We start from the raw sequence: 15,957 nt of genomic DNA, 5'->3' as shown, positions 1-15,957 counted from the left end.
TGCAAGGAGGTTGCGACGACGCTATCCGATCAGCGCACTCCGGGGAACGATCTCGCCGCGGCGTCCGAAGCGCACGTCGCGGGTGAGTCGGCCGGCACGCAGCAGGCCGAAGTCGCGCAGGTAGTTCTGGTGCAGACGCCACGGTGATCGCGCACCCTGCTGGGGCAGCAGGCCGACGCCTCGCAGCACGTAGCCGGCCTGGAGGTCGATGAGCGGTGCGACGTCGCCGTCCGCGACGTCGGTCGGGGCGACGGGGATGACCCAGGCGATGCCCGACCGATCCATCTTCGCCAGCAGGCGGCAGACGTAGGAGGCGACGAGGTCGGCCTTCAACGTCCACGAGGCATTCGTGTAGCCGATGGTGAGGGCGAAGTTCGGTACCCCGGCGAGCATCATGCCCTTGTAGGTGAGGGCCTTGGAGACATCGACGGGGGAGCCGTCGACGCAGAGCGTCATGCCGCCCATCACGAGGAGGTTGAGGCCGGTGGCGGTGACGATGACGTCGGCGTCGAGTCGCGCTCCGGAAGCCAGGTCGATTCCGGTGGGCGTGATCCTCGTGATCCAGTCGGTGACGATGTCGGCGTCGCCCGCGCTGATCGACCGGTAGAGGTCGCCGTTCGGGATTGCGCAGAGGCGCTGATCCCAGGGTTCGTAGGTGGGGGCGAGGTGCGTGTCGACGGCGAAGCCCTGAGGCAGCTTATCTGTGGCCGACTTGCGCAGCATCGCCTTCAGGGCTTCGGGTCGGCGGCGGGCGAGCTGGTACGTGAGCATCGACGACACGATGTTCTTGGCCCGGACGATGCCGTAGGCGAGCCGGTCGGGCACGCGCCCGCGAAGCCGGTCGGCGAGGTGGTCACGCGACGGCACTGCGGCGATGTAGGTGGGGGAGCGCTGCAGCATCGTCACGTGCTCGGCGCGGCCCGCCATTGACGGCACGAGCGTCACGGCCGTGGCGCCGCTGCCGACGATCACGACGCGCTTGCCGTCGTAGTTGAGGTCGGTGGGCCAGTGCTGGGGGTGCACGAGGCGGCCCTCGAACGACTCCGAGCCGGGAATCTCGGGGGTGAAGCCCTCGTCGTAGCGGTAGTAGCCCGAGCAGACCGACAGGAACCCGCAGGTGAAGGTGACCGTCTCGGATCCTGCTGTGTCGTCGCCTTCGACGTACTCGCTGTCACCGGTGCGGATCGCCGTGATGGTCCACAGGGCCGTCTCGCTCGACCAGGAGGCGTCGACGACGCGATGACCGAGAAGGATCCGCGACCGAAGCCCCTCGTCGTCGACCGTGCTCTCGATGTAGTCGCGAATCGACCCGCCGTCGGCGATGGCCTTGGCGCCCTTCCAGGGGCGGAACGAGTAGCCGAGCGTGTACATGTCGGAGTCGGAGCGGACGCCGGGGTAGCGGAAGAGATCCCAGGTGCCGCCGATCGCCCCGCGCGACTCGAGGATCGCGAAGGTCTTGCCGGGCAGTTCGCGCTTGAGGCGGGCCGCGGCTCCGATGCCGCTGAGGCCTGCTCCGACGATGATCACATCCACGTGTTCGCTCATGCAGGCAACTTTATCGACACTGTGTTGAGTTTGTCGACACCGTGTCGAGAAATGTCGTTACAGTGGACGAATGGTGCAGCGCGGACGACGGACGACCCGGGTCTCGGGAGACGAGCGACAGGAGGCGATCCTGGTCGCGGCCGAGAGCCTGCTCACAACCAAGCCGCTCGACGAGATCTCGATCGAAGAGCTCGCCACCGGTGCCGGCATCTCGCGCCCCACGTTCTACTTCTACTTCTCGTCGAAAGACGACGTGCTGCTGGCCCTCCTCGACCGCGTCATCGGAGAGGTCGAGCGCCGGGTCGGGGCCCTGCCCCGTGATTTCGCGGCGGCTCCGGCCGATGCCTGGCGTGAGTCGATCGGCGTGTTCGTCGAGGTCTTCTCGGACCACCGTGCGGTCTCGGCCGCAGCGGTCGCCGCGCGCCTGCGCAACCCCGAGGTGCACGCTCTGTGGTCGAAAGCCATGGCGTCGTGGGTCGACTACTCGACCGAGGTCATCGTCGCCGAGCGGGCTCGCGGCGCGGCCCCGACCGGCCCCCTCGACCTCGACGCCCGCGAGCTCGCCATCGCCCTGAACCTGATGAACGAGCGTGCGCTCACCGCCGCTTTCAACGGCGACTCTCCTGCCATCGACCCCGGCGGGATCCTCGACGTCCTCGCCGCGGTCTGGCTGCGAGCCATCTACGTCACCGACACCCCCTCCTGAAAGGAACCCCCATGTCCGATTCCCCCATCGCCCCGATCCAGCGCGTCACCGTGCTCGGCAGCGGCGTTCTCGGCTCGCAGATCGCGTTCCAGGCGGCCTTCCACGGCTTCGACGTGACCGCCTACGACGTGAGCGACGACGCCGTCGCCGCGGCCGGCCCGCGGTTCGAGCAGCTCGTCGGCGTGTACGAGCACGACCGGGTCAAAGGATCCGAGAACGGCGGAGCACGCGCGGCTCTCGACCGCATCCGGCTCACCGCCGACCTCGGCGACGCGGTCAGAGAGGCCGACCTCGTGATCGAGGCCGTCCCCGAGAGTCTCGACATCAAGCGCGATCTCTACGAGAAGCTCGCCGGGGTGGCTCCCGAGCACACGATCTTCGCGACGAACTCGTCGACGCTTCTGCCGAGCGACCTCAAGTCGTTCACCGGTCGGCCGACGCGCTTTCTCGCGCTGCACTACGCCAACCACGTCTGGCAGCAGAACACCGCCGAGGTGATGGGCACCACCGACACCGACCCTGCCGTCTACGAGGCTGTCGTCGACTTCGCCCGGCGCAGCGGTCTCGAACCCATCGAGATCAAGAAGGAGAAGGCGGGCTACGTGCTCAATTCTCTGCTGGTGCCGCTGCTGAATGCGGCCGCCGGGTTGCTGCTCGAGGGTGTCGCGGATCCTGCGACCGTCGACAAGACCTGGCGGATCGGCACCGGGGCGCCCCTCGGTCCGTTCCAGATCTTCGACGTGATCGGCCTGACCACGGCATACAACGTGTCGGTCGCCTCGCCCGACGAGGGCTCGCAGTACTTCGCCGCTTACCTCAAAGAGAACTACATCGACAAGGGCAAGCTCGGCACCGCGACCGGTGAGGGCTTCTACGTCTACTAGCGGGTCGTGACTCTCCCCGATCTGCTGATGCCGACCCCCTGGCACCAGCTGATCGGGGAGGGTCATCCGGCTGGGTTACGTTGCGAGACGTGGGGGAGCGCACCGGGGCGGGGGTGCTCTTTAGGGTGATGGAGATGAGCACCTCTCCTTTCGCCGTGATCGTCGACATCGACGGAGCGGGCAGCCACCCAGCCGCGTGGCGGCACGCCGGCGCCGAACCCGGCGAGCTGCTGAACGCCGCCTGGGTCAGCGCGAACGTCAGCGCGGCCGAGCGCGCGGGTGTCACCGCCGTGACCTTCAGCGACCACCCCCTGCCACCACACGATGTCGACGGCCCGACGGCCCGCCTCGACGCCGTGCTCCAGGCGTCGTTCACCGCACCGCTCACCAGCGCTCTCGGTCTCATTCCGGTCGTGCACGGCCTCTACACCGAGCCGTTCCACCTGGCGACCCAGACGGCCACGGTCGACACGGCCTCGCTCGGGCGCGCCGGAGTACTGATCGAAGGCGACGAGGATCCCCGGATCGCCGCTCGACACGGCCGCGTACCGCTCCCGGCCCCGCTCGTCGCCGAAGAACTGACGGACGTCGTCGAGGCCATCCGCCGCCTCTGGGATACCTGGGAGGGCGACGCCGTGATCCGCGACGTCTCGACCGGCCGCTTCTTCGACCCCGCCAAAGTGCACTACGCCGACTTCGAGGGGCACCGCTTCTCGGTCAAGGGCCCGGCGATCTTGCCGCGCTCGCCGCAGGGTCAGCTGCCGGTCTTCTCCGCCCACTCGGGGATCGGCGCCGACGTGGTGCTGGTCGACGCGCCCCTCGACGCCTCGCTCCTCGCTGTCCGGGAGGCTCGTGCTGCTCATCCCGCCGACACCCGCGTGATCCTCGAACTCGAGATCGCGCTCGACCGGGCGGGGCAGACCGGCGTCGAACGCGTCGCGGCTCTGGACGAGCACGCCGTGTGGGCCGGCAGCGGTCGCGCGCGCTACGTCGGCGACGCCGAGGGGTTGGCGCGGATCCTGGTCTCTCTCACCGATGTCGTCGACGGCGTCAGGATCCGGCCCGCCGTGCTGGGCCACGACCTCGCCGAGCTGGCCCGCGCCGTTCTGCCCCGCCTCCGAGATGTCGGCGTCTTCCGGTCGCCCCTCGTCGGAAGCACCCTCCGCGAGAGCCTTGGGCTCGGAGCAGCCGTCAACCGATTCGCGGAGGTCTCTCGATGAGCATCCAACTGGGTGTCTTCTTTCAGGGTGTCAACTTCTCGACCGTGTGGTCGCACCCCGACAGCGGGTCGCAGACCGAGTTCGAGAGCTTCCGGCGCCTCATCGAGACCGCCGAGCGCGGGCTGTTCACGGCGTTCTTCCTCGGCGAAGGGCTGCGGTTGCGCGAACACCTGGGTGCACTCCACGCCCTCGACGTGGCGGGGCGCCCCGACGCCTTCACTCAGCTGGCGGCACTCGCGGCGATCACGCGCGACATCGGCCTGGTCGCGACGCAGAACACGACCTACAACGACCCGGTCGACCTGGCCCACCGGCTGCAGAGCCTCGACCTGCTGTCGGGCGGCCGAGCCGCCTGGAACGTCGTCACGACCGACAACGCCTGGACGGGCGAGAACTTCCGTCGCGGCGGCTACCTCGATCACTCCGACCGCTACTCGCACGCGGCCGACGTCATCGCGATCGCCCGGCGGGTCTGGGATTCCCGCGACCCGGCCGGCATCGCCGTGGATCGGCAGGCACCGCAGTGGGGAGCCGCGCCCGCGCCGTTCCACTACGACACGGGCTACTACTCGGTCGACGCCTCGGGATCGCTGCCGCGCAGCCCCCAAGAGCACCCGGTGCTGTTCCAAGCCGGCGACTCCGGGGAGGGGCGCGACTTCGCCGCCAACCACGCCGAAGTGATCTTCTCGGCCCACAACACATTCGAGGCAGCTCGCGACTTCGCGCACGACATCCGCGCCCGCACGGTCGCCGCGGGGCGGCCCGCCGACGACCTCAAGATCTTCCCCGGGCAGGAATTCATCATCGCCGACACCCTCGCGGAGGTCGACGACAAGGTGCGCTGGGTGCGCGAGAACCAGGTCACGCCGGCCACCGCGCTGGCGTTCGTCGAGCAGCTCTGGGGCACGAGCCTCGACGGGCACGACCCCGACGGAGACCTGCCGAGCTTCGACCCGGTGCAGGCCGAGACGGGCGAGACGCGCGGCGCGGGCTTCCGGGCCGCTAAAGCCCTCGAGACCGCGACGGCCTGGCGTGCCCTCGCCGAGACCAAGAAGCTGTCGCTGCGCGAACTCGTCATCGAGATCGGCACCCGTCGCGGCTTCGCGGGCACGGCCGACAGCATCGCCGACGAGCTGATCCCGTTCTCGGAGCAGCACGTCGTCGACGGATTCAATGTCAGCCCGTGGCTGGTGCCGACCGGGCTCGACGACATCGTGAACAAGCTCGTGCCCGCGATGCAGGAGCGCGGCATCTACTGGACCGAGTACCCGGGCGAAACGCTCCGCGAGAACCTCGGCCTGCGCGCCCCGCTCACCCGTCGGGGTGGTGCGGGCGTGCCGACCCCCGCGACGACAGCGGCACCTGAGCCCGCCGACGCCCATGGCTGACCGCGCGCAGCCGAGGGGCGTCGCCATCATCGGTGCCGGACCGCGCGGGATCGGCCTCGTCGAACGCCTCGCCGAGAACCACGCCGAGTTCGGTGGCGAGCTGCACATCCGCCTCATCGACCCGCACCCGGCCGGGCCGGGGCGCATCTGGCGCTTCGACCAGTCGCCCCTCCTGAAGCTCAACTCGCTGGCCGAGGACGTCACCCTGTTCACCGACTCGTCGAGCACCATCGAGGGGCCGATCGTGCCCGGGCCCTCCCTCGCCGAGTGGGCGCGGCTGGTTCGGGACGGTCTCATCCGCGACGTGACCCCGTCGGATCCTGCTCTCGCCGCCGAGCTCGCGGGCCTCGGCCCGAAGAGCTTCCCTACGAGGCGCCTGCAGAGCCTCTACCTCGACTGGTTCCTTCGGCGCACGCTGTCGCGGCTGCCCGAGGGGGTGACGGTGACGCACGACGAGGATCCGGCGGTCGCCGTCGACGACCTGCCGGGCGGGCGCCAGCGCGTGCGGCTGGAGCACGGCGGCGCGATCGAGGTCGACGCGGTGGTGTACGCCCTCGGTCACTCCTCGAGCGCCCTCGACGCGGAGTCTGCAGGCCTCGCGGCGTTCGCCGAAGCCCACGACCTCTTCTACCTGCCACCGTCGTACACGGCCGATGCCGACCTCTCCGGCATCGCCGCTGGCGAGACGGTACTCGTGCGCGGGCTCGGACTCGCCGCCGTCGACCTGCTGGTGCTGCTCGGGGAGGGGCGCGGCGGTCGCTTCACGCGGGTCGAGGGGGCGCTCCGCTACACGCCGTCGGGGCGGGAGCCGCGGATCGTTATCGGCTCGGGCCGCGGTGTGCCGTACCACTCGAAGATCACCTCGGCCCTCGTGGGAGCGCCTCCGGCTCCGCGGTACTTCTCCGCTCCGATCGCCGCGTCGATCGTGGCCGCGCACGAGCGACTCGACTTTCGCGAGCACGTGTGGCCCGCCATCGCGAAAGAGATGCTGCACGGGTACTACGCCGAGCTCTTCTCGGGGCACCCGTCGCGGGTGCGCATCCCGTGGGAGTCGTTCGTGGCCCGGCTCGACGCGGTCGACCCGTTCGGCGACGATCGCCACGAGCTCGTCGCCGGCGCGCTGGTCGACCCCGCCGACGAGCTCGATCTCGTGCGTTTCGATCGGCCGCTCGACGGGCTGTCTCCTGCGGGGCCCGCTTCTACCGGCTCGGCGCCTGCCGGCCTGCCCCTTGCCGACGTCGACGCCGCTGTGCGTGACTACATCCGCGACGATCTCGACCGGCGCACTCACCCGCGGCACAGTGCCACCCAGGGCCTCTTCCTGTCGCTGCTGCAGGCGTACGGCGTCGTGCTCGGTATTGTCGACGCGCCGAACTGGACGGCCGAGTCGCGCGAACGCGACCTCGGCGGCGGGTGGGTGCGGTACTTCAGCTTCGTGTCGTCAGGGCCGCCCGGCCCCCGTCTGGAAGAGATGCTGGCGCTGGCCGAGGCCGGAATCGTCACGTTCTTCGGTGCCGGCATGACGGTCGCGGCCGACGATGCCACCGGCCTGTTCACGGCGCGCGGCTCGAGCACGAGCGATATCGTGACGGCCCGGGCCCTCGTCGACGCGTGGCTGCCCTCCGAGAGCGTGTCGACGAGCGACAACCCGGTGCTGCGGGATCTGGTGGAGAGCGGGGTCGGGGTCGAGCACGTGGTGTCGGATCCTGCCGTCGGTTTCGATGGTGTCGACGCCGATGCTTCCGCGGCCGCGCCTCGCTTCGCCACCGGGCTCGTCTCGGTGATCGGTGCCGATGCTCGCGTCCGCCGCCCGGACGGCACCGCGCACCCCCGTCGTTTCGCCGTCGGGCCGTCGACGTCGGCGCCGTTCGTCGGCGCCTTCTCGCGCCCTCGCACGAACGCGCTCGCCTTCCGCGAGAACGACGCCGTCGCCCGCGGCGTCCTGTCCTCTGTCGCTCCCGCCACTCCCACCCCTCCGTCCGCCGAAGAGGTGAGTGTCCACGATCTGCTGATGTCAGGCGGCTCGGACTAGCCGATCGTGGACACTCACCGCTGGGACGACCATATTGAAGGGGCATCACGCGGCGGGCGGGAGAAACCTGCGGCAGCGAGACTCCAGTTCGGCGGGGGACGCGAGATCGTCGCCAGTGACGCGGAGGGTGCGCCAGCCGTCGTCGGCGAAGCGCTCCCGGCGGGCGATGTCGGAGCGGAACGTCGACGCCGACACTCGGTGGTAGTCGCCCTCGTACTCGATGCCGATCTTGCGGTCGCGGTAGGCCAGGTCGGGGCGCCCCAGGTAGCTGCCGTCGGCGGCGTACATGCGGCGGTTCAACTCCGGTGGTTCCAGCCGCCCGCACCGGACGATGAAGAGGCGCAGCTCCGTCTCTTTCGGCGACCACGATCGGAGTCGCACGAGTGCCAGCGCCTCTCGCAGCGCCAGGGCGCCTCGGCGCCCCTCCCACCGCTGCACCAGCTGGGCGAGTTGCCGCAGAGTGCGAAACCGCGCCGGCCGATGGGGTGACCACTTCGATACCAGGGCGTCGCCCATGATCACGAGATCGTCGACGCCGAACGTCTCGGCGCACTGGCCCCAGGCGCGGAGCGGCGACACGATCGGCAGACCGAGGTGGTTCATCACGAGTGCGTCCGCACTGCGGTGGCCGGTAATGCCGGGCCGCCGTGGTTCGCGGGTCGGGCCGGTCGACGTCACGTGCAGGTTCGTGTCGTGGAGCGCGGTGCCCAGCGGAACCGGCAACCCCCACAGCTGCGCCGCAGTGGTGTGACTGAAGCAGCGGCCCTCGCCGAGGAGTGGCACCAAGTCGAGGCATCGTGTCAGTAGGTCTGTTGGGGTCTCGCCGGTGGAGCGGAGCCCCGAGTGCGGTGACCGGAGGTCGAGGGCGCGAAGCCGATGCGCCGCCACCCCGCTCTCGAGAGCGTCGCTGACCCGAAACGCGGTGCCCCTGAGTTCGGCCGGGAGCTCTCTCTTCTGCATCCCGACATCGTCGCCGCCCCCTCCTGCTCCCCGCTTTCCTTCTCCACACCCCCTCTCCCTCTCTTTCACCCCGCGCAACGGTGAGTGTCCACGATCTGCTGATGTTCGGCACGCAACATCAGCAGATCGTGGACACTCMCGCCCCGGGGGGAGAGGGGAGGGAGGGAGGGGGAGAACAGCTACTCGTTGTCGAGGGGCAGGCCGGGCGGGTTGACGAGCGACTTTTCGACGCCCTCGTCGGCGAGGTTGTAGGCCTTTAGCCACTTGGCGTATTGGCCATTGTCGATCAGGTAGTTGATCGCGTCGGCCAGAGGCTCGGCGAGACCGGTGCCTTTTTTCGTGGTGGCGGCGATCAGACCCTGCAACGAGGATCCCGCACCCGAAAACGTGCCGGCCGTCCTCGTGGGGTTCGCCGAATCGGCGGACTGGGTGTTCTGGTAGGCGATCCCCGGGTTCGGGCCGAAGAGGGAGTCGATCTTGCCGGAGTTCAGGGCGAGGTAGGTGGAGTTGGTGTCGGGGAAGTACTTGAGGGTCAGCGTCTTGCCCTCCGTCTTCAGCTTCTTTTGCCACTCGAGCAGCAGCTTCTCCTGGTTGGTGCCGGCGCTCACCGCGATGGTCTGGTCGGCCAGGTTCTCGTAGTCGTCGTCGAACTCCCACGTGCTCGACTTCTTGACCGCGAACGCGAGGTTGTCTTCGCGATAGGAGGCGAAGTCGTACTTCTCTTTGCGCTGCTCGGTGTCAGTGATGTTCGAGAGGCCGACGTCGGTGGCTCCGGTGTCGATTCCGACGAAGAGGTTGTCCCAGGTGGCGGCCTTGATCTCGGGGTCGAGGCCGAGCACCTTCGCGACGAGACGGCCGAGGTCGGGCTCGGAGCCGGTCTGGGTCTTCTGGTCGTCGCCGAGGTACGACAGCGGCGGGAAGCCGGCGGGGAGGTTGCCGACGCCGATCACGAGCTTTCCTGATTTCCGCACATCGGCCGGCAGCTCCTTCCGGATCGACTCGACGGTCGGCACTGTGATGGTGGTCTCGGTGGCGGCGCCATTCGAGGCGGCACCCACGGTGACGGAGGTCGACGAGCCCGAGGCGGAGCCCGAGTTCGTACCCGCATCCGCCGACGACGAGCAGGCGGCGAGACCGCCGACAAGGGAGGCGCTGAGCGCGAGTGCTCCGACGAGGCGGAGGCGTGAATGCGAGCGCGCGGATGATGGCGAGGCGAGAGGGGCGAAAGGCATGGCTGTGCTCCTGAGAGGTGGTGGTTGACGGTGTGGCTAGAGGACGCGACGCAGGAAATCCTGCGTGCGGGGATGCGACGGGTGGTCGAGCACCTGCGCGGGCGGCCCGTGCTCGACGATGCGACCGTCGTCGATGAACACGACCTGGTCGGCGATCTCGCGGGCGAACGAGATCTCGTGGGTGACGATCACGAGCGTCGTGCCGGAGCCCGCGAGAGCACGGATCACCTCGAGCACATCCGAGACGAGCTCGGGGTCGAGAGCGCTCGTCGGCTCGTCGAACAGGATGAGGGCAGGATCCAGCGCCAACGCCCGCGCGATGGCGACGCGTTGCTTCTGCCCACCCGACAACTCGGCCGGGTAGGCATCACCCCGGTCGCCGAGCCCGACGCGCTCGAGCAGCCGCTGTGCTGCTGCGCGCGCCTCGGCCAGTGGGCGCCGATGGGCGACCGGGGCCTCGACGACGTTCTCGAGCGCGGTCAGGTGCGGAAAGAGGTGGAAGCCCTGAAAGACGAACCCGATGCGGGAGCGCTGTCGGAGGATCGCCCGCTCCGGGAGCTCGGTGAACCGCTCGCCGTGCACCTTCACCCCGATCAGCTGGTCACCCACGGTGACGTAGCCCTCATCGAGTCGTTCCAGGTGATTTATGGTGCGGAGCAGTGTCGATTTACCGGATCCTGACGGCCCGATGATCGCCGTCACCGAGCCGGCCGGCACATCGAGATCGATCCCGTTCAGCACCGCCTTGGAGCCGAACGACTTGGTGGCGTGGCGGATCGAGACGGCACCGCCGGTGATGGTCGCGAGAGCGGTGCTCATCGGGCGACTCCCTTCGAGTAGTGGCGTTCGATGAAGTACTCCACGAGCGAGATGACGCTGGTCAGCAGCAGATACCAGATGGTCGCGACCACGAGCAGGGGAATGATGTCGGTCGGGTACGTGCTGCCGAGGTTCTGCACCACTCCGAAGAGGTCGAGCAGCGACACGTAGAAGAGCAGCGACGATCCCTTCAGCAGGCCGACGATCTGGTTCACGTAGGCCGGAACGATCGACCGGAGCGCCTGCGGCAGGATGATTCGAGAGAACTGGCGCCACCGGGGGAGCCCGAGGGCTTTCGCCGCCTCGTGCTGTCCGTGGTCGACCGAGAGCAGACCGGCCCGGACGATCTCGGAGGCGAACGCGATCTCGGCGAGGCTCAGACCGACGACGCCCAGGGTGATGTCGGAGAGGACCGAGACGGTCGGCACCGAGAGCTGCGGTCCGAACGGGATGCCGATGCCGATCGTCGGGTAAAGGCTGCCGAGGTTGTACAGAAAGATCAGGACGAGGATCAGGGGCACCGACCGGAACACCCACACGTACAGCCAGCTCAGCGACTTCAGCACCGGGTTGCGCGAGAGGCGAGCCACCGCCACGACGATGCCGCCGGCGAAGCTCACGACGGCCGAGATCAGCGTGACGATCAGCGTCACCTTCAGGCCGGTCAGGACGGCGGGGCTGACGACGTACTCCGGCACCTTCGCCCACTCCCACGCGGGGTTGGTGAAGAGGGTCTGCCCGAAGTTGAGTGCCACCACGACGACGAGCGCGGTGAGGATCCACTGGACGGGGTGGCGGAGGGAGCGCACGGGGCGCCGGGCCAGCCGAAGCAGATCGTCGGATCGTGGCGGGGCGGGAGGGGGCGGCGTGCGCTTCTCGATCGTGGTGGGGGTGGACATGCCCTGCAGTGTTGCCGACGTCGGCGCTCGGCCGCTCGTGCATGACGCCAGATTTCCCGGTGTGACAGCGAGAGTCGCGCGCGGGGCGATGACGGAGGAACATGACGGCATGGGCGACCACATCGACGACCAGGATCCGACCTCGCACATCCGCGCGGCCCGCACCAGCATCAAGTGGACGCGCTACGCACCCGACGTGCTCCCTTTGTTCGTCGCCGAGATGGACCACGGCATCGCCCCCGAGATCGAAGAGGCCCTCGTGGCGAGGGTCCGGTCATCGGACCTCGGCTACCTCGACGGGCCGGGTCCCCTCGCGCCGGCCTTCGCGCAGTTCGCTCGGGATCGCTGGGGGTGGGCGCTGGATCCTGGTCGCGTCCACATCGCCACCGATGTCAGCGTCGGTATCGTCGAGACGATCCGGCTGGCCCTGCCAGACGCAGGTCGCGTCGCGATCTGCCCGCCCGTGTACCCGCCCTTCTTCGAACTCGTCGAGGAGGCCCGATGTCAGGTCGCCGAAGTACCGCTACTTGAGAAGTGGGGCGTCTGGTCACTCGACCTGGAGGGCCTCGAACGCACCTTCGCCGACGGGGTCGGCGTCTTTCTGCTGTGCAACCCGCACAACCCGGTCGGTCTCGTCCACTCCCGCGAGACGCTCGAGGCACTCGCCGACTTGGCCGCGAAGTACGACGTGCTCGTCATCAGCGACGAGATCCACGGGCCTCTGACACACCCCGGCGTCGTCTTCGAGCCGTTCGCGCCGATCGCCGAGTCGCGCGGCGCCCGCTCGGTGGTCGTCACGTCGGCCAGCAAGGGCTGGAACCTCGCCGGCGTCAAATGCTCGGTCGTGGTCGCCGGCGACGACCGCACGGCCGCCCTGCTCGACACGTTCACCGACGAGGTCGCCTGTCGCACCAGCATCCTCGGTCTGCACGCCAACATCGCCGCTTTCACGCTCGCGACGGGCTGGCTCGACGATGCCATCGCGAAGATCGTCGCCAACGACCGCCTCTTGGCCCAGCTCATCGCCGATCAGCTGCCGGGCGTCGTGTACCACCGGCCCAAGGCGGGCTATCTCGCGTGGCTCGACTTCCGTGGACTAGGGCTGGGCGAGGATCCGGCGGTCCCGCTGCGAGAACACGCCTACGTGGCGCTCAACTCGGGCCTCGGATTCGGCGCCGAGGGCCGCGGCTTCGCCCGACTCAACCTCGCGTGCTCACCCGACACCCTCCGCGAGGCCGTCGCCCGGATCGCGGCCGCCTACCCGTCGAGCATGCAGGGCGCTCTCGTCTGGCACGTGGCCTAGCGCCGTCGCGGACGGCGTCAGCGAGTGAGACCCGCCGGCGAGGCCGGGTAGGGGTAGTTGCTCGACCGGTTCTGGAAGGTGAGGATCGCGTCGTTCCGCACCCGGCCGTCCTGGATCTCGATGGCGCGGTCGATGGTCTCGGACGACGACCAGGATCCTGGGCCCTCCATCACCGTGCGGACGAACGGCATCAGTGCCTCGCTGATCTCCCACGTCGTGGAGTTCCAGAGCAGCGACGGGCTGTGGTCGACGGCGTAGTAGTTCGTCGAGTCGCCCACCGTGAACATCGGATCGGCGAACGTGGTGGCCCGAGCCCAGTCGAAGCCCATGCCCTCGTCGATCGAGACGTCGACGATCAGACTGCCGGGGCGGAAGGCCGAGAGGTCTTCGCGTCGCAGGTAGGTGAGCGGCGCATTCGGATCCTGGAGGGTGCAGTTGACGACGATGTCAGTCGAGGCCAAGAAGCTGGCGAGTTGCAGATCGCCCTCCGTGGTGTGGACCGTGCTCGCGTACGGGGCTTCGGGGTCGTGCTCGAACTGAACGATGTCGACGGAGGGAATCGGCGAACCGACCGCGGCCGTGCCCCGGTTCGTCAAGACACGCACGTCGTGGATGCCGTGCGCGTTGAGAGCGGTGACGGCCCCGCGCGCGGTCGCCCCGAAGCCGATCACGATGGCGCTCAGACGCCGGCCGTAGTCACCGGTCGACCCGCAGAGCTGGAGCGCCTGCAGCACCGAGCAGTAGCCCGCGAGCTCATTGTTCTTGTGGAACACGTGCAGCCCGAAACCGCCGTCGGCCTGCCAGTGGTTCATGGCCTCCCAGGCGATCAGCGTGAGCTTCTTGTCGATCGCGAGCTGGGTGATCGCCGTGTCTTGCACGCAGTGCGGCCACCCCCAGAGCACCTGCCCGTCACGAAGATCGGCGAGGTCGGAAGCCTGCGGCTTGGGCAGGAGAACGACATCGGCCTCCCGGATGATCGCGTCGCGGTCGGCCAGGGCGCCGACGAGCGGTTCGATCTCGTCGTCGTGGATGCCGAACCGCTCGGCGTAGCCGCGCTCGAAGATCATGCTGGACCGCAGGTCGGCGTCGATGCGATCGAGGTGAGCGGGGTGGATCGGCAGTCGGCGCTCGTCGGCCTTGCGGGATGTCGCGAGGACGCCGAGGCGGAGCATCTCGGGTCGTACGGAGGATTCGCTCATAGTCGACCTTAGAGGTGGTGTCTCTGCGCTCGGCGTTGTTGCGTGCCTCGACCACCCCGTCGCACCTGCGATGATCGAGCATGTCGATCGCCCGCATCGTGATTCTGTTCGCCGTGGCCGCCGTCGCTGAGATCGGCGGAGCCTGGCTGATCTGGCAGGCCGTCCGCGAGGGGCGCGCCTGGTGGTGGGCCGGGCTCGGGATCGTCGCGCTCGGCGCCTACGGGTTCATCGCGACGTTGCAGCCGAGTGCCGACTTCGGGCGGATTCTCGCCGCGTACGGCGGGGTCTTCGTCGCTGGCTCGCTGGTGTGGGCGGTCGTCGCCGACAAATTTCAGCCCGACCGCTGGGACATCACCGGAGCCATCATCTGCCTGCTCGGCGTGGCCGTGATCATGTTCGCGCCGCACGCCCGGGTCGCCGACTGACGGGCGCTTCCCGGTTGGTCAGTACGCGGTGGGAGAGCGAGCTAGGCGGTAGGCGCCGCGAACCTCGTCGTCACACCCCGCGAATAGAGCACCGAGTCGGGCTGGCGCGAGGCCAGACCCTCGAACCCGGTCGCGGCCAGCAACTCGTCGTCGAGCTCCAGCAGCTCGGCGGAGCGGAGCTCCCAGGCCGGATGGTTGTTGGGCCAGAAGCGCGTCCGGCCAGCACGGCCGACGTGCATACCCCAGCGCGCCGTCAAGAAGTCGGCCAGCGGGTCGCCCGTGACCGTCTCGGATCCTGGGCGGATCTTCACGTGCGTGCGCGGGAGAGGCTTGCCCGTCGTGGCCCGGGGCCAGCGCCGCCGGCTGTCGTAGGTGATGGTGCCGCCGCCACGAACGATGCTCATGTCGGCCCAGGTGTAGGGCAGGCCAAGACCGAGGCGCGCCGTCAGCACGGGAACGAGCTTTGCAGCCTCAAGGGTGCGGAAGACGACGCTCCGACGGCCGTCGGGGCCGACGCCGTAGAGGCGGACGTTGGTCTCGGCGAAACGGCCGAAGTAGGGCACCGGCGGCAACGGGCCGAACGCCGAGCGCGACAACTCGAAGGGAATCAGCCCGACCCAGCTCGAGCCGTCGAAGACGTCGGGGCGTACTCCGTGCGGCAGATGCGGCTCGACGAGAGCGGGGTCGACGCGCCAATGCAGAAAGGCGAGGTCGCCCCAGAACTGCGAGATGACGGCGGGGCCGGCGAGATCGGGTGCCTTGGTCGAGACCGGTTCGGCCCCACGTGGATCGGCGCCGTGTCGATCGGCGTTGGGCGGGGTGGCGGGCATACGCCGAGCGTACGCATGACTTCGCGTTACGGGCGGGAGGGCGGATCCTTGTCCTCGGGGCCGTGTCTCGAGCTCTTCTCTCGGGCCGGAGACTTTTCTTGGACCGTGGCTGGCTCCGAGGAGTGGAGTGAACCTATCTCGACCACTTCACTCCTAGGAGCTGCCATGAACCCCATCAAATTTCTCTCCGACGTCGGCATCAAGAGCGAGCACGCCTACTGGGGGGGTTTCGCCTCGATCGTGATCGCTCTCGTCGCGTGGCTCGCGTCGCAGGGTAAAGACGCGTCTGACAAGGCGCAGTCCGACCGCTGGGGCATCTTCATCGGCCACTGGGCGCCGACCTTCTTCGCCCTGGGTCTCGCCCTGAAGCACGAAGAGAAGTAGCTCCGGCTCCCTTCCGCCTCAGCTCTCCCTCCTCTTTGCCGCTGCGACGTGGCCGGAGGTGCCGAGACTCCAAAAATGGCCCATGGCGCTTGCGCGACATGGGCCATTTGTGGAGTTTCGACGCCCGGGCC

The 15,957-nt window shown here is 68.9% G+C and carries 15 protein-coding genes; 8 read left to right on the top strand and 7 right to left on the bottom strand.

Features of this window, described 5'->3' with window-relative positions:
* Window positions 1-21: 21 nt before the first annotated feature.
* On the bottom strand, window positions 22-1,545 hold the full coding sequence (locus VH571_RS09135; protein WP_423264264.1) for a flavin-containing monooxygenase: 1,524 nt from the start codon (window positions 1,543-1,545) through the stop codon (window positions 22-24).
* Window positions 1,546-1,615: 70 nt separating this feature from the next.
* Here VH571_RS09135 and VH571_RS09130 point away from each other — a divergent pair, with 70 nt between their 5' ends.
* From VH571_RS09130 to VH571_RS09110, 5 genes are all read left to right on the top strand, one after another.
* Window positions 1,616-2,251 carry a TetR/AcrR family transcriptional regulator gene (locus tag VH571_RS09130; RefSeq protein ID WP_423264263.1) on the top strand — a complete coding sequence of 212 codons (636 nt, stop codon included), beginning with the start codon at window positions 1,616-1,618 and terminating at the stop codon, window positions 2,249-2,251.
* A gap of 11 nt (window positions 2,252-2,262) precedes the next feature.
* Window positions 2,263-3,135 (top strand): 3-hydroxyacyl-CoA dehydrogenase, encoded by an 873-nt coding sequence (locus tag VH571_RS09125; protein WP_423264261.1) that lies wholly within the window; start codon window positions 2,263-2,265, stop codon window positions 3,133-3,135.
* A 134-nt stretch (window positions 3,136-3,269) separates the two neighbouring features.
* Window positions 3,270-4,355: an LLM class flavin-dependent oxidoreductase gene (locus VH571_RS09120; RefSeq protein ID WP_423264260.1), complete on the top strand. Its 1,086-nt coding sequence runs from the start codon at window positions 3,270-3,272 to the stop codon at window positions 4,353-4,355.
* Entirely contained in the window at window positions 4,352-5,743 is a 1,392-nt protein-coding gene (locus tag VH571_RS09115; RefSeq protein WP_423264259.1) for an NtaA/DmoA family FMN-dependent monooxygenase, read from the top strand. Before VH571_RS09120 ends, VH571_RS09115 begins: the two co-directional genes overlap by 4 nt.
* Complete coding sequence (locus VH571_RS09110) at window positions 5,736-7,775, top strand: FAD/NAD(P)-binding protein (RefSeq protein ID WP_423264258.1); 2,040 nt, start codon at window positions 5,736-5,738, stop codon at window positions 7,773-7,775. Before VH571_RS09115 ends, VH571_RS09110 begins: the two co-directional genes overlap by 8 nt.
* Window positions 7,776-7,820: 45 nt before the next feature.
* Here VH571_RS09110 and VH571_RS09105 read toward each other — a convergent pair whose 3' ends face one another.
* From VH571_RS09105 to VH571_RS09090, 4 genes are all read right to left on the bottom strand, one after another.
* Entirely contained in the window at window positions 7,821-8,735 is a 915-nt protein-coding gene (locus VH571_RS09105) for a hypothetical protein (protein WP_423264257.1), read from the bottom strand.
* 179 nt (window positions 8,736-8,914) lie between these two features.
* A complete protein-coding gene (locus tag VH571_RS09100) occupies window positions 8,915-9,967 on the bottom strand; it encodes a transporter substrate-binding domain-containing protein (protein WP_423264255.1) in 1,053 nt (350 codons plus the stop codon).
* 36 nt (window positions 9,968-10,003) lie between these two features.
* Complete coding sequence (locus tag VH571_RS09095) at window positions 10,004-10,786, bottom strand: amino acid ABC transporter ATP-binding protein (RefSeq protein WP_423264254.1); 783 nt, start codon at window positions 10,784-10,786, stop codon at window positions 10,004-10,006.
* Window positions 10,783-11,685: an amino acid ABC transporter permease gene (locus tag VH571_RS09090; protein WP_423264253.1), complete on the bottom strand. Its 903-nt coding sequence runs from the start codon at window positions 11,683-11,685 to the stop codon at window positions 10,783-10,785. Before VH571_RS09090 ends, VH571_RS09095 begins: the two co-directional genes overlap by 4 nt.
* 109 nt (window positions 11,686-11,794) lie before the next feature.
* Between VH571_RS09090 and VH571_RS09085 the strand changes: the two genes are divergently transcribed.
* Complete coding sequence (locus VH571_RS09085; protein WP_055959051.1) at window positions 11,795-12,988, top strand: MalY/PatB family protein; 1,194 nt, start codon at window positions 11,795-11,797, stop codon at window positions 12,986-12,988.
* Between the two features lie 17 nt (window positions 12,989-13,005).
* On the opposite strand, the gene VH571_RS09080 is transcribed toward VH571_RS09085, so the two are convergent.
* Window positions 13,006-14,187 carry a N(5)-(carboxyethyl)ornithine synthase gene (locus VH571_RS09080; RefSeq protein ID WP_423264251.1) on the bottom strand — a complete coding sequence of 394 codons (1,182 nt, stop codon included), beginning with the start codon at window positions 14,185-14,187 and terminating at the stop codon, window positions 13,006-13,008.
* A gap of 80 nt (window positions 14,188-14,267) precedes the next feature.
* Here VH571_RS09080 and VH571_RS09075 point away from each other — a divergent pair, with 80 nt between their 5' ends.
* A complete protein-coding gene (locus tag VH571_RS09075) occupies window positions 14,268-14,612 on the top strand; it encodes a YnfA family protein (protein WP_055959049.1) in 345 nt (114 codons plus the stop codon).
* Between the two features lie 41 nt (window positions 14,613-14,653).
* Here the strand turns inward: VH571_RS09075 and VH571_RS09070 are convergent, their stop codons facing one another.
* Window positions 14,654-15,442: a YqjF family protein gene (locus tag VH571_RS09070; RefSeq protein WP_423264249.1), complete on the bottom strand. Its 789-nt coding sequence runs from the start codon at window positions 15,440-15,442 to the stop codon at window positions 14,654-14,656.
* Between the two features lie 165 nt (window positions 15,443-15,607).
* On the opposite strand from VH571_RS09070, the gene VH571_RS09065 reads away from it, so the two are divergent.
* Window positions 15,608-15,826 carry a hypothetical protein gene (locus VH571_RS09065; RefSeq protein ID WP_055959041.1) on the top strand — a complete coding sequence of 73 codons (219 nt, stop codon included), beginning with the start codon at window positions 15,608-15,610 and terminating at the stop codon, window positions 15,824-15,826.
* Window positions 15,827-15,957: the final 131 nt, after the last annotated feature.

It is taken from the genome of Frondihabitans sp. 4ASC-45 (genome assembly GCF_049472575.1).
In the GTDB taxonomy this organism is placed as follows: Bacteria; Actinomycetota; Actinomycetes; order Actinomycetales; family Microbacteriaceae; genus Frondihabitans.
The sequence above is the reverse complement of the archived record's forward strand: the minus strand, read 5'-3'. Positions and strand labels throughout refer to the sequence as shown.

Coding starts and splice junctions, on each gene's coding strand:
- VH571_RS09080 (WP_423264251.1), bottom strand. CDS start 14,187: ATGAGCGAATCCTCCGTACGACCCGAGATGCTCCGCCTCGGCGTCCTC.
- VH571_RS09100 (WP_423264255.1), bottom strand. CDS start 9,967: ATGCCTTTCGCCCCTCTCGCCTCGCCATCATCCGCGCGCTCGCATTCA.
- VH571_RS09130 (WP_423264263.1), top strand. CDS start 1,616: ATGGTGCAGCGCGGACGACGGACGACCCGGGTCTCGGGAGACGAGCGA.
- VH571_RS09105 (WP_423264257.1), bottom strand. CDS start 8,735: ATGCAGAAGAGAGAGCTCCCGGCCGAACTCAGGGGCACCGCGTTTCGG.
- VH571_RS09070 (WP_423264249.1), bottom strand. CDS start 15,442: ATGCCCGCCACCCCGCCCAACGCCGATCGACACGGCGCCGATCCACGT.
- VH571_RS09115 (WP_423264259.1), top strand. CDS start 4,352: ATGAGCATCCAACTGGGTGTCTTCTTTCAGGGTGTCAACTTCTCGACC.
- VH571_RS09125 (WP_423264261.1), top strand. CDS start 2,263: ATGTCCGATTCCCCCATCGCCCCGATCCAGCGCGTCACCGTGCTCGGC.
- VH571_RS09085 (WP_055959051.1), top strand. CDS start 11,795: ATGGGCGACCACATCGACGACCAGGATCCGACCTCGCACATCCGCGCG.
- VH571_RS09135 (WP_423264264.1), bottom strand. CDS start 1,545: ATGAGCGAACACGTGGATGTGATCATCGTCGGAGCAGGCCTCAGCGGC.
- VH571_RS09090 (WP_423264253.1), bottom strand. CDS start 11,685: ATGTCCACCCCCACCACGATCGAGAAGCGCACGCCGCCCCCTCCCGCC.
- VH571_RS09110 (WP_423264258.1), top strand. CDS start 5,736: ATGGCTGACCGCGCGCAGCCGAGGGGCGTCGCCATCATCGGTGCCGGA.
- VH571_RS09065 (WP_055959041.1), top strand. CDS start 15,608: ATGAACCCCATCAAATTTCTCTCCGACGTCGGCATCAAGAGCGAGCAC.
- VH571_RS09120 (WP_423264260.1), top strand. CDS start 3,270: ATGAGCACCTCTCCTTTCGCCGTGATCGTCGACATCGACGGAGCGGGC.
- VH571_RS09075 (WP_055959049.1), top strand. CDS start 14,268: ATGTCGATCGCCCGCATCGTGATTCTGTTCGCCGTGGCCGCCGTCGCT.
- VH571_RS09095 (WP_423264254.1), bottom strand. CDS start 10,786: ATGAGCACCGCTCTCGCGACCATCACCGGCGGTGCCGTCTCGATCCGC.